The organism is Pseudomonas sp. BCA17, assembly GCF_004519405.1.
In the GTDB taxonomy this organism is placed as follows: domain Bacteria; phylum Pseudomonadota; class Gammaproteobacteria; order Pseudomonadales; family Pseudomonadaceae; genus Aquipseudomonas.
In genome coordinates, this window is the sequence record NZ_SGWI01000003.1 from 330,636 (window position 1) to 342,909 (window position 12,274).

The following is a 12,274-nucleotide window of genomic DNA, read 5'->3' on the forward strand; positions in this document are numbered from 1 at the left end:
GCGATTACTCGATGAAGGTGACCACGCCACCGGCCAGGGATTTGACCCGTGCCAGGGATTCCACTCGGTATCCCTGCGCATCCAACTCCGCACGGCCACCCTGGAATGACTTCTCGATCACGATCCCCAGGCCAGCCACGGTCGCGCCGGCTTGCTTGATGATCGAAATCAGCGCCTGGGACGCCTTGCCGTTGGCCAGGAAATCATCGATGACCAGCACGCGGTCGCTGCTGGTCAGGTGGCGCGGGGAAATGGCCACCGTGCTTTCCGTTTTCTTGGTGAAGGAGTACACCGTTGCCGAAAGCAGGTTTTCAGTCAGGGTCAGGGACTGTTGTTTGCGTGCGAAAATCACCGGCACACCCAGGTTCAGGCCGGTCATGATCGCCGGCGCGATGCCCGAAGCTTCGATGGTGACGATCTTGGTGATGCCCGAATCCTTGAACAGCGCGGCGAATTCGTCGCCGATCAGTTTCATCAGCTGCGGGTCGATCTGGTGGTTCAGAAAGGCGTCGACCTTGAGTACCTGATCGGAAAGCACGATGCCTTCTTCGCGAATTTTCTTGTGCAGTGCTTCCACGGAAAGCTTCCTCTGTTGACGCAACACGCGTCGAAAGTAGATTAAAAAGTAGTCGATTCTAGCGCTTTAACATCGCGCGTATATCCGCCAAGGCGGTATTGCCGCGAACGGCCTTCACCTCGGTCGGGGTGTCGTCATTGCCTTCCCAGGCCAGATCATCCGGCGGTAGCTCGTCGAGGAACCGGCTGGGGGCACAATCGATGATTTCGCCGTATTGCTTGCGCTTGGCGGCAAAGGTGAAGGCCAGCGTCTGACGCGCACGGGTAATACCCACGTAGGCCAGGCGCCGTTCTTCTTCGATGGTGTCGGCTTCGATGCTGGAGCGGTGCGGGAGAATTTCCTCTTCCATGCCCATGATGAACACGTAGGGAAATTCCAGGCCCTTGGAGGCATGCAAGGTCATCATTTGCACACCTTCGGCGCCGTCTTCCTCTTCCTGTTGGCGTTCGAGCATGTCGCGCAGCACCAGCTTGCCGATGGCGTCCTCGACGGTCATTTCTCCGTCTTCGTCTTTTTCCAGGGTGTTCTTCAGCGCTTCGATCAGGAACCAGACGTTGCTCATGCGGTAATCCGCGGCCTTGTCGCTGGAGCTGTTGGTGCGCAGCCAGTTCTCATAGTCGATGTCCATGACCATGCTGCGCAGGGCGCTGATCGGGTCTTCGCCGGCGCACTGCTCGCGCACCTTGTCCATGAAGCGCTTGAAGCGCGACAGACGGTCGGTGAAGCGGGTGTCCAGATGTTCGCCGAGGCCGATTTCATCCGTGGCGGCGTACATCGAAATCTTGCGTTCGGTGGCGTAGTTGCCGAGCTTTTCAAGGGTGGTTGAGCCGATTTCGCGGCGCGGCACGTTGATCACACGCAGGAAGGCGTTGTCGTCGTCCGGGTTCACGATCAGCCGGAAGTAGGCCATCAGGTCCTTTACTTCCTGGCGTCCGAAAAAGCTGTTGCCGCCCGACAGGCGATACGGCACCTGGTGGTGCTGCAATTTCAGTTCGATCAGTTTGGCCTGGTAGTTGCCGCGGTACAGAATCGCGAAATCGCTGTACGGCCGGTCGGTACGCAGATGCAGGCTGAGGATTTCCACGGCCACGCGCTCGGCTTCCGCGTCTTCGTTGCGGCAACGGATCACGCGGATCTCATCGCCGTGGCCCATCTCGCTCCACAGTTGTTTTTCGAACTCGTGGGGGTTGTTGGAGATAAGCACGTTGGCGCAGCGCAGGATGCGGCTGGTGGAGCGGTAGTTCTGCTCCAGCATCACCACTTTCAAGGACGGATAGTCGTCCTTGAGCAGCATCAGGTTTTCCGGACGGGCGCCGCGCCATGCGTAGATCGACTGGTCGTCGTCGCCTACCACGGTGAACTGGTTGCGCTTGCCGATCAGCATTTTCACCAGCAGGTATTGGCTGGCGTTGGTGTCCTGGTATTCGTCTACCAGCAGGTAGCGCACCTTGTTCTGCCATTTTTCGAGGATGTCGGCATGCTCCTCGAACAATTTCACCGGCAACAGGATCAGGTCGTCGAAGTCCACCGCATTGAACGCTTTGAGCGTGCGTTGATAGTGGGTATAGACGATGGCGGCGGTCTGTTCCTTGGGGTTGCGCGCGTTTTCCAGGGCCTGGGCCGGCAGGATCAGGTCATTTTTCCAGGCGCCGATCATGTTCTTGATCTCATCCACGCCGTCGTCGCCTGCGTACTCCTTCTGCATGATGTCGGTCATCAGCGACTTCACATCGGTTTCGTCGAAGATCGAGAAACCTGGCTTGTAGCCCAGGCGCACGTGCTCCTTGCGGATGATATTCAGGCCCAGGTTGTGGAAGGTGCAGACAGTGAGGCCGCGGCCTTCGCCGCTCTTGAGCAGCGTGCCGACACGCTCTTTCATTTCCCGCGCCGCTTTATTGGTAAACGTCATGGCGACGATGTACTGCGCGCGGATGCCGCAGTTCTGGATCAGGTGCGCGATCTTGCGGGTAATCACGCTGGTCTTGCCGGAGCCAGCACCGGCGAGCACCAATAGAGGGCCGCCGACGTAGTTCACGGCTTCTTGCTGCCGGGGGTTGAGTCGGGACATACGGAATTCAGGGAGTCGTTGTTCAAAAGGGCGGGCATTTTAACAGGCTCGCAGGATTCTGCTCTCACAGAACGACAGTGTGACGTACCGCTCGATCTAAATTTGCCGCTTTTGATACTTTGCCGCAGGATGTGGAAGCTTTTGCAGCTGATGTATGCAGCCTGCGCATTTGATAAGTCTTATCATGGGTGATTGTGAGGGGCAGCACGCCGTACTGCCCGCCGCCAATGAAATCTTGCAGAGTCTAGGGAGCTAGCTTGTCCACGCCTGTCGAACCCTTGCGTTTGCTGCTTCTGGCCGATGCGCCTGAGTGGGCAGCCTTGCTGCGCGAGTGCCTGGCGCCGATGGGCGATGGGGCTGTGCTGATCAGTGCTCCCAATTGGGACTCGGTGAGTCGTCTGTTCGATGACGACCACGGCGCTGTGCTATTGACCACGCCTGGCCTGCAACCCGGCCCTGGCCGTTGCAGCTTGCCCTGCGTATTGCTGCTGGAGCAGGAGCCGCTGATTTCTCCGCTGGGTGCCAGCGACTGGCTGGTGCGGGACGTATTGAATACCGATACATTGCGCCGCTGCCTGCGCCATGTCCGTGAGCGTGGTGTGCTGGAGAACACGTTGCAGCGCCTGGCCGAACAGGACCCGCTCACCGGTATCGCCAACCGCCAGGGTTTCCAGACCCTGCTGGCGGCGCGGCTGGCGGAAAACGAAGGTCGCGGCCTGGCCCTCGGCCATCTGGACCTCGACAACTTCCGTCACGCCAACGACGCTTTAGGTCATCAGGCCGGTGACCGCTTGATCCTGCAAGTGGTGTCGCGGCTCAAAAGCCAGCTCGAAGCCGGTGACCAGTTGGCACGCCTGGGCAGCGATGAGTTCGCCCTGCTGATCGACACCCGACGGGCGCCGCAACGCGCCGAGTGGATGGCCGAGCGCATCACCGAAGTGATGGCCGAGCCGTACTGGGTCGACGGCGAAAGCCTGTTGATCGGTTGCAGCCTGGGTGTGGCGCATGCCCGCGCGCGCGCCGGTGCAGACCCATTGATGTGGCACGCCCACATTGCCATGCAGCAGGCCAAGAGCACCCAGGGCTGTACCTTTCATATCTTCAACGAACGCATCAACCGCAACGCCCGCAGCCTGGCGGACCTTGAAAGTGAGCTGCGCCGTGCATTGCGCCGTGACGAGCTGGAGCTGCATTACCAGCCGCGACTGGATCTGGACGACGGGCATATCGTTGGCCTGGAAGCCCTGGTGCGTTGGCGCCATGGTGAGCGTGGCCTGTTGCCGCCGAGTGAATTCGTACCCTTGGCCGAACAGAGCGGTTTGATCGTGCCGCTGGGTTATTGGGTCATTTCCCGGGCCCTGCGCGACATGCAAGACCTGCGTGAACGTGGCCTGCCTGCGCTGCACATGGCGGTCAACCTGTCATTTCGCCAGTTCCAGGACAGTCAGTTGCTCTCCACACTCAGTCGGCTGATTGCCGAGCGCGGCGTGGAGGCGAAGTGGCTGGAGTTCGAACTGACCGAAACCGCCGTGATGCGTCGCAGCGATCTGGTCAAGCAGACCATGGATGCTCTGGGGCGCCTCGGCGTGCGGTTTTCCCTGGATGACTTCGGCACCGGTTTCTCATCGTTCGTACACCTCAACAGCCTGCCAATTGCCTTGTTGAAGATCGACAAGAGTTTCGTCGGTGGCATGGAAGAGCGCGAGGAGAACCGCAAGTTGGTGCACGCGATGATCAACCTGGCCCACAACCTCAATCTGGAAGTCGTGGCCGAAGGCGTGGAAACCCCTGAGCAATTGGCCTTGTTGCGCCTGTTTGGCTGCGACCAGGCCCAGGGGTACCTGATCAGCAAGCCGTTGCCGTTGCCTCAGTTGGTGGAGTACCTGACTTTCGGCAAGAGCCAGGACGCGCTGTTGGGTTAGCGTCCTCCAGCCTCTAGTCCGGCTGCATGGCCTGGAATTCGGTATGGATTTCAGGCTCCCGGCGAATCATCCGCTTCATCTTCGCTTCAAACGCCCAGGTCAGGGTGATTGCCGCGCAGGCCAGCCCCAGCGCCAAGCCCCACCACACACCGGTCGGCCCCCAGCCCAGCGTGAAGGCCATCACCCACGCCGAGGGCGCACCGATCAGCCAATAGCAGCCCAAACCCACGAGGAAGGTGGTCTTGGCGTCCTTCAGTCCGCGGATGCAGCCCATGGCGATGGTCTGTACGCCGTCGAACAGTTCAAACCAGGCGGCGACGGCCAGCAGGCTGACGGCCAGGACGATCACGTCATGGAAAGCCGGGTCGTTGTGATCAAGGAAAAGCCCGATCAACGGGTCGGAAAACAGCCACAGTACCGCGGCAAATCCCAGCATCACCATGGCTCCAAAGCCGATACCGACGCGCCCGGCCAGGCGCGCCTGCAACAACTGCCCGGCACCGTAATGTTGGCCGATGCGCATGGTCAACGCGTATGACATTCCCGCCGGCACCATGAACGCCACCGAAACAATTTGCAGCGCGATCTGGTGCGCCGCCAACTGCGTGCTGCCCATGGTGCCCATGCACAGCGCGGCGAAGGCGAACAGCCCGACTTCCACTGCATAGGTGCCGCCAATCGGCAGGCCCAGGCGCCACAGCTCGCGCAAGTATTGAGTGTTCAGGCGTAGCAGGCCGGTACCCAGCGGGTAGGCCGCGTAAGCCCGGTTGCTGCGGATGTACCACATCAGTGCCAAGGCCATACTGGTGGCAACGATTGCCGTGACCAGACCGATGCCCATCAAGCCCAGTTTCGGCAGGCCGAACATACCTTCGATCAATGCATGGTTGAGCAGGTAGTTGAGCACGGTGCCGCACAGGCTGATCACCATGACCGGCGTTGCTTTGCCGATGGCGCTGGTAAAGCCGCGCAGGGCCATGAAGCTCAGGTAGCCGGGCAGGGCGAACGGCAGGATAGTCAGGAATTGCCCCGCCGCATGTACGTTGGATTCGGTTTGGCCGAACAGCAACAGCACTGGCTTGAGGTTCCACAGCAGCAACGCCGCCGCCAGGGCCATCAGCCAGGCGAGCCAGAGCCCGGCCTGGGTCAGGCGGGTGGCGCCTTCGATGTCGCCCGCGCCGTGACGAATCGCAACCAGGGTGCCCACGGCGGCAATTACGCCGATGCAGAAAATCGCCACGAATGAATAACTTGCCGCACCGAGGCCGCCACCGGCCAGGGCTTCGGGGCTCAGGCGGGCCATCATCAGGGTGTCGGTCAGCACCATCAGCATGTGGGCCAACTGTGAGGCAATCAGCGGCCCTGACAGCCGCAGAATGGCCCAGAGTTCGGTACGTGCCGGATGTTGCATGATCATCACGCTCGAAAAGTCAGAGAGTAGGGGAAGGGTTGATTCTCGTCGCTCTCAGCCGATTGCACAAAACGATAAATGCGATCATCTACATGATTAAAACTCATGCCTGAAGGATTCTGGTAGGGTTTCGAGCTTGCAACGTCGGAGCTTTCCCAATGTCTCGTCGCCTACCTCCGCTTTATGCCCTGCGGGCCTTTGAAGCCGCCTCCCGGCATAACTCCTTTACCCGCGCGGCGCAGGAGCTGTCGATTACCCAGAGTGCGGTGAGCCGACACATCCGCACCCTGGAGGAGCATTTCGCCTGCCGCCTGTTCCAGCGCAGCGGTCGTACCTTGCAGCTCACCGAAGCCGCGCGCCTGTTGTTGCCCGGCGTGCGCGAAGGTTTCGCCGCCCTGGAGCGGGCGTGCGATACCTTGAACGCCGAAGATGGCATCCTGCGCATGAAGGCACCGTCCACGTTGACCATGCGCTGGCTGCTGGCGCGGCTCAGTCGTTTCCGGGCCTTGCAGCCGGGCAATGAAGTGCAGCTGACCAGCGCGTGGATGAGCGTGGATGAAGTGGACTTCAATCAGGAGCCTTTCGACTGCGCGGTGTTGCTCAGCTACGGGCATTTTCCGACGGATTGGGAAGCCAGCTACTTGTTCCCCGAATTGCTGATCCCGGTGGGTGCGCCGAACTTGCTGGAGGATGGGCCTTGGGACGTCGCACGCCTGGCCGGCGCCGAACTGTTGCACCCCACGCCCGACCGCCGCGATTGGCGCAACTGGCTGGAGCGCATGGGGCTGTCATCCCAGGTGTCGCTCAAGGGCGGGCAGGTGTTCGATACTCTTGAGCTGGGCATGATCGCTGCCGCGCGGGGTTACGGTGTATCCATGGGCGACCTGTTGATGGTGGCCGAGGATGTGGCCCAGGGGCGCTTGAGCCTGCCGTGGCCAACGGCGGTGGCCAGTGGGGAAAATTACTACCTGGTGTGGCCGAAAACCCGCACGGGTGGTGAACGCTTGCGGCGGCTGGCGGAGTTTCTTCAAGGGGAAGTCCGCGCGATGGAATTGCCACAGGTTGAGCGCCTGGATTGATTGGGGGGTGCAATCGTTTGCGCAATACCTTTGCACAGCGCTCAAGTATTGCCCGCATCCGCCGAAGAAAGGATGTTGGGACCATCGTGCTCCAACGTTACCCACTAGATAATTTGCCGAGCAGCGCTAAGAGATCAGGATGATCCTGGCCTCGGCCAGGAGCTGTCATGTCTCAACCTCGCGCTCGGATCGCCTCCCAATTAGGTCTCGCCTTGGCCGTCATTCTGGCTGTCGTCATCAGCGGCAGTACGGTCTTCGCCCTGCGTTCCCTCGACTCCGCCAACCTCGACACCCGCGAGGAACACCTGGCCAGCGAGGCGCGCCTGCTCGCCGATCAACTCAACACCTTCCACGGCACCTTGCGCGAAAGTACCCAGCGTTTGAGCGGGCTGTTTGAAAAGCGCTTCGGCGCCGGTTTGAGCGTGCGGGCGGACCAGCCGGTGACTGTGGCCGGCGTGCAAACGCCGAGCCTGTACCTGGGCGACGTTGTGTTGAACAACAACTTCGGGGAAGTGGATGAGTTCAAGCAAATGTCCGGCGGTGTGGCTACTGTATTCGTACGCAGTGGTGAGGACTTTATCCGCGTCAGCACCTCCCTGACCAAGCAGGACGGCAACCGCGCCATCGGTACCGTGCTCGATCACCAACATCCGGCGTACCAGCGCCTGCTGGCTGGGCAAGGTTATGTGGGACGTGCCGTGCTGTTCGACCGCGCCTACATGACCCAGTACACCCCGGTGCGGGACACTGGCGGCAAAGTGATCGCCGTGTTGTTCATCGGTTTTGATTACACCGACGAACAGAAAACCCAGTTCGACAATCTCAAGCGTTTCCGGATCGGCCAGAACGGTTCCCTGGCCCTGCTCGATGAACAGAAACACTGGCTGGTACCACCGGCCGGCGTGCAGGCGGCCGATCAGGCCATTCCGGTGATGCTCGAGTTGGCGAAGGAGCCCGGCGCAGGGCAATTCTGGAGTGACAAGAACGAAGATTTCTATAGCGTCGCGGTGCCATTTGAAGGCGGCCCATGGTCGGTTGTGGCGAGCATGCCAAAATCCGAGATTCGCGCGGTAACGTGGGCGGTGGGGGTTCGCCTGATAATCGGCAGCCTGTTGGCGATGTTGCTGGCGGTGGGCGCAGTGGTGTGGTTGCTGCGCCGGAAACTGCAGCCTCTGAGTGACTTGGTGCGTCAGGCCGAAGCGCTCGGCGCTGGTGACTTGAGCGCACGCTTGAACGTGTCCAGCCACGATGAAATCGGTCAATTGGCGCGCAGCTTCAACCAGATGGGCGAAGCGCTGTCGACCATGGTTTCGCATATCCGTAAGGCGGCCGAAGAGGTCAACAGCCGTGCGCAGGCACTGTCCGGCTTGTCCGGCGGGGCGTATGACGGCATGGAGCAGCAGTCCGGCGAGATCACCAGCATGGCCGGAGCGGTGGAAGAATTCAGCGCCACTTCGTTGAACATTGCCGACAACATGGGCAATACCGAACGCCTGGCCCAGGAAAACGCCCAGCAAACCCGCATCGGCCGTGCCTCGATGCAAGAGGCTTCGTCGTCCCTTGAGCACATCGCCTCGGCGCTTAACAGCACGGCCACGGTGATCAACACCTTGGGTCAGCGGTCCCAGGAAATTGGCGGGATTGTGGGGGTGATCACCTCGATCGCCGAGCAGACCAACCTGCTGGCTCTCAACGCCGCCATCGAGGCCGCCCGGGCCGGTGAGCAGGGGCGTGGCTTTGCCGTAGTTGCCGACGAAGTGCGCAACCTGGCGTCGCGTACCCGTCAGGCCACGGACGAAATATCCGGGATGATCCAGAGCATCCAGCAGGAAACCGGCAATGCCATCAGCACGATGGAACACGGCAATGTGCTGATGCAGGAGGGCTTGGCGCGTAACGCCGATGTGGCCTCGGCCCTGGCACGTATCGACGAACAAAGCCGCTCGGCCGGGCAGCAGTTTGCGGCGATCACCACGGCGACCCAGGAGCAGAGCAGCACGGCCAACGTGCTCAGCAGCAACCTGCAGAGCATTGCGTTGGCCAACAGCGAGCAGCGCGAAGTGGTGTCGAACCTGGCAATTACCGCGAAGGAACTGGAAACCCTGGCAGCGGATTTGCGCCATGAAGTGGACCGGTTCCGTTGATTGTCCTGCCCTGGGCATCTGGCCCAGGGTGTCGCCTGGCATGTTCTAGGCGCATCAGCCCAGCGCAGTAGGGCTTAATAAGCGGTCCTAAAGGTTCATGCGCCACGCACATGAGCAGAGTGGTTGCGCTTTGCTGGCTTCACGCCGTTTATCGTTGATCGGCCGGGCTGGACGCTGCAGGCCGGTATTGCAGCGCTTCGGCAATGTGGTCGCGGCCTATTTTGCCTGAGCCTTCCAGGTCTGCCAGCGTTCGCGCAACTTTCAGCAGCCGGTGGGCTGCTCGAAGGGACAGGGTAAGCCGCTCGCAGGCACTCTCCAGCCAGGCCTCATCCGGTTTGGACAGTGCGCAATGCTGGCGTAACCTCGGCAGATCGAGAAATGCATTGGCGCAGCCCTGACGCTGCTGCTGGAGTTCCCGCGCGTCGGCTACCCGTGCTGAAGCCTTCTGCGTGGTATCGCCGGGCTGTGGCGTCGGATTAAGTGCTGTCGTTTCCCGTGCGACGGTCAGGTGCAGGTCGATGCGATCCAGCAACGGCCCTGAGAGTTTATTGCGATAGCGTTGGACCTGCTCCGATGTGCAACGGCAGCGCCCACTGGGTTCGCCCATATAGCCGCAGGGGCAAGGGTTCATGGCTGCGACCAGTTGGAAGCGGGCCGGGAAACTCACCCGGTCACGGGCGCGGGCAATCACGATATGCCCCGATTCCAGGGGTTCGCGCAGCACCTCCAGCACCTTGCGATCAAACTCCGGTAACTCATCCAGAAACAACACGCCATGATGGGCCAGGGTAATTTCGCCCGGTTGCGGTTTTGAGCCGCCGCCTACCAGCGCCGGCCCGGAAGCCGAGTGATGCGGCTGGCGAAAGGGCCGGTGCGGCCAATGGCTCAGCGGCGTCAGGCTGACCACCGACTGAATCGCTGCGACTTCCAAGGCTTCCTGTTCGTTCAACGGTGGCAATAACCCGGGCAGTCGGCTGGCGAGCAGGGTCTTGCCGGTGCCGGGCGGCCCGCTGAACAGCAGGTTATGCGCGCCCGCAGCGGCAATCAGCAGCGCGCGTTTGGCCGCAAGCTGTCCCTGTACCTCGCTCAAGTCCGGATAGGGTTTGTTCAAGCACAGCAAGCCATCCGACTTGTAGGGCTCAATCGGCACATGCCCGTTCAAATGCGCCACCACCTGCAGCAGGTGGTCCACCGCAATCACCTTCAGTCCCGAGGCCAGGCAGGCTTCTTCGGCATTCGCCCGGGGCACTATTACAGTGCGCCCGGCCTTGCGCGCTGCCAATGCCGCCGGCAGCACACCTTTGACGGCCCGCACCTCGCCGGACAGCGCCAGTTCCCCGAGGCATTCCACGTCGTCGAGCATCAATGCCGGTACTTGCATGCTGGCCGCCAGAATCCCCAAGGCAATCGCTAGATCAAAACGCCCGCCGTCCTTGGGCAGGTCAGCGGGCGCTAGGTTGAGGGTGATGCGGCGGGAGGGGTATTGCAGTGCGCAGTTGAGAATGGCGCTACGCACGCGGTCCTTGCTTTCCTTGACGGCGGTTTCCGGCAGACCCACCAGCGTCAGGGACGGCAGGCCGTTGGCCATATGCACTTCGACGGTCACGGCGGGGGCTTCGACGCCAATCTGGGCGCGGCTATGGACGATGGCGAGGGACATGCTCGTTCCTTGAGATAGGGCCACTTCTTGCGGTTTTTCAAGGGTAGACGAGGTGGGTAAGAGCGAAGCGGAGGAGGTTTTACAGAACGTATCCGGGAAGTTTCAGCGAACGATTGCAGGAGCGAACCCGGCTCGCGAAGAGCTCAAGGACGGCGCGTTTGTATTGGTTGCCCGCGTGATCCTGGACGATTTGCGCGAGCAAGGTTTGGCGTTTGTGGCGAGCGAGCTTGCTCGCGCTGGTACGCGAAGCGGCCCCAAAACCAGGCAACGCGCTCCATCTGAAGAAACATGTAGGCTGTATCGGGGCTGCTTCGCAGCCCAGCGCGAGCATGCTCGCTCGCCACAGGTTGATAGCCCCTCGCTCCTGCAGGTGCGCGCGTTACTCTTGGTTCGGCGTCAACCGCGCTTCCAGTTCTGCGACCTTCGCCTCCAAGCTTTCCAGCCGCGCCCGCGTGCGCGCAAGCACCACCATCTGGCTGTCGAACTCTTCCCGGCTGACCAGGTCGAGCTTGCTGAAGCCGCTTTGCAACAGCGCCTTGAATTGGCTTTCGATTTCATTGCGGGGCAGCGGGGTGTCGCCGCTGAGCAGGCGAGAGGCGTGGCCGCTGAGTGCGTCGAGGAGGTCTTTGGGCGCGAGCATGGGAAATATTCCGGAAAACTGTTGGGCGCCAGTGTATCACGCAGCGTCTATAGTCTTTTTCACGTCGCGAGGCGCACGCTTTTCGCGCAAGGGGGCTGGCGGCGGCGCACTGTTTTTGTGCGCATTGCTGTCGGCAAAAAGCCCCGAAGGTGGGCATAAGTGAGCAAAGGATTGATTTCGTTGTTTTTTACGGAGCTGGCAAGGTTTCTGCTTAGACGATCATGACCCATGCACTGATGCAGTCGCTGTGACGAATGCAGTGCGCCGACGGATCAGGGGTACAGGTTTCGTCACCAGTGGTTCGCTGGCGTCGCCACGGTAATTGCCGAGGCGACGATGCGTTACAAAGCCAGGCACTGCGCTTAGACTTGAGACGGGTTTGTTTTCCTGGGGCAAGTCCACCAATTCGGGAGAGAGTTTTCATGAAGCTAGTCACTGCCATCATCAAGCCGTTCAAGTTGGACGATGTACGCGAGTCACTGTCCGAGATCGGCGTGCAGGGCATTACCGTTACTGAGGTCAAAGGCTTCGGTCGGCAGAAGGGTCATACCGAGCTGTATCGCGGCGCGGAATATGTGGTTGATTTCCTGCCCAAGGTGAAGATTGATGTCGCCATTGACGACAAGGATCTTGACCGGGTTATCGAGGCGATAACCAAGGCGGCCAACACCGGCAAGATCGGTGACGGCAAGATCTTCGTGGTCAATCTGGAACAGGCTATTCGCATCCGTACCGGCGAAACCGATACCGACGCAATCTAAGCCGCCAAACCC

9 protein-coding genes are annotated in these 12,274 nt (G+C 60.9%); 4 read left to right on the forward strand and 5 right to left on the reverse strand.

Annotation, left to right across the window (positions count from 1 at the left end; translation table 11 throughout):
* Nucleotides 1–4: 4 nt before the first annotated feature.
* Both EXW71_RS14005 and rep read right to left on the reverse strand, forming a co-directional pair.
* Nucleotides 5–577, reverse strand: coding sequence for a xanthine phosphoribosyltransferase (locus EXW71_RS14005; RefSeq protein WP_123716530.1), 573 nt, complete (start codon nucleotides 575–577; stop codon nucleotides 5–7).
* A 58-nt stretch (nucleotides 578–635) separates the two neighbouring features.
* Nucleotides 636–2,645 (reverse strand): DNA helicase Rep, encoded by a 2,010-nt coding sequence (gene rep / locus EXW71_RS14010; RefSeq protein ID WP_123716529.1) that lies wholly within the window; start codon nucleotides 2,643–2,645, stop codon nucleotides 636–638.
* A gap of 257 nt (nucleotides 2,646–2,902) precedes the next feature.
* Here rep and EXW71_RS14015 point away from each other — a divergent pair, with 257 nt between their 5' ends.
* Nucleotides 2,903–4,567: a bifunctional diguanylate cyclase/phosphodiesterase gene (locus EXW71_RS14015; RefSeq protein ID WP_134659407.1), complete on the forward strand. Its 1,665-nt coding sequence runs from the start codon at nucleotides 2,903–2,905 to the stop codon at nucleotides 4,565–4,567.
* Nucleotides 4,568–4,580: 13 nt separating this feature from the next.
* On the opposite strand, the gene EXW71_RS14020 is transcribed toward EXW71_RS14015, so the two are convergent.
* Nucleotides 4,581–5,984 carry a NorM family multidrug efflux MATE transporter gene (locus EXW71_RS14020; RefSeq protein ID WP_134659405.1) on the reverse strand — a complete coding sequence of 468 codons (1,404 nt, stop codon included), beginning with the start codon at nucleotides 5,982–5,984 and terminating at the stop codon, nucleotides 4,581–4,583.
* Nucleotides 5,985–6,136: 152 nt separating this feature from the next.
* Here EXW71_RS14020 and EXW71_RS14025 point away from each other — a divergent pair, with 152 nt between their 5' ends.
* Complete coding sequence (locus EXW71_RS14025; protein ID WP_134659403.1) at nucleotides 6,137–7,057, forward strand: LysR substrate-binding domain-containing protein; 921 nt, start codon at nucleotides 6,137–6,139, stop codon at nucleotides 7,055–7,057.
* Nucleotides 7,058–7,224: 167 nt separating this feature from the next.
* A complete protein-coding gene (locus tag EXW71_RS14030; protein WP_134659401.1) occupies nucleotides 7,225–9,201 on the forward strand; it encodes a methyl-accepting chemotaxis protein in 1,977 nt (658 codons plus the stop codon).
* Between the two features lie 148 nt (nucleotides 9,202–9,349).
* On the opposite strand, the gene EXW71_RS14035 is transcribed toward EXW71_RS14030, so the two are convergent.
* Both EXW71_RS14035 and EXW71_RS14045 read right to left on the reverse strand, forming a co-directional pair.
* Nucleotides 9,350–10,861 carry a YifB family Mg chelatase-like AAA ATPase gene (locus EXW71_RS14035; protein ID WP_134659399.1) on the reverse strand — a complete coding sequence of 504 codons (1,512 nt, stop codon included), beginning with the start codon at nucleotides 10,859–10,861 and terminating at the stop codon, nucleotides 9,350–9,352.
* A 379-nt stretch (nucleotides 10,862–11,240) separates the two neighbouring features.
* Nucleotides 11,241–11,501 carry an accessory factor UbiK family protein gene (locus EXW71_RS14045; RefSeq protein ID WP_123716523.1) on the reverse strand — a complete coding sequence of 87 codons (261 nt, stop codon included), beginning with the start codon at nucleotides 11,499–11,501 and terminating at the stop codon, nucleotides 11,241–11,243.
* Nucleotides 11,502–11,923: 422 nt separating this feature from the next.
* Here EXW71_RS14045 and glnK point away from each other — a divergent pair, with 422 nt between their 5' ends.
* A complete protein-coding gene (glnK, locus tag EXW71_RS14050) occupies nucleotides 11,924–12,262 on the forward strand; it encodes a P-II family nitrogen regulator (RefSeq protein WP_002555808.1) in 339 nt (112 codons plus the stop codon).
* Nucleotides 12,263–12,274: the final 12 nt, after the last annotated feature.

Excerpts from the sequence above, each read along its gene's own strand:
- rep (WP_123716529.1), bottom strand. The coding sequence starts at position 2,645 with ATGTCCCGACTCAACCCCCGGCAGCAAGAAGCCGTGAACTACGTCGGC.
- EXW71_RS14020 (WP_134659405.1), bottom strand. The coding sequence starts at position 5,984 with ATGATCATGCAACATCCGGCACGTACCGAACTCTGGGCCATTCTGCGG.
- EXW71_RS14025 (WP_134659403.1), top strand. The coding sequence starts at position 6,137 with ATGTCTCGTCGCCTACCTCCGCTTTATGCCCTGCGGGCCTTTGAAGCC.
- EXW71_RS14030 (WP_134659401.1), top strand. The coding sequence starts at position 7,225 with ATGTCTCAACCTCGCGCTCGGATCGCCTCCCAATTAGGTCTCGCCTTG.
- EXW71_RS14035 (WP_134659399.1), bottom strand. The coding sequence starts at position 10,861 with ATGTCCCTCGCCATCGTCCATAGCCGCGCCCAGATTGGCGTCGAAGCC.
- EXW71_RS14045 (WP_123716523.1), bottom strand. The coding sequence starts at position 11,501 with ATGCTCGCGCCCAAAGACCTCCTCGACGCACTCAGCGGCCACGCCTCT.
- glnK (WP_002555808.1), top strand. The coding sequence starts at position 11,924 with ATGAAGCTAGTCACTGCCATCATCAAGCCGTTCAAGTTGGACGATGTA.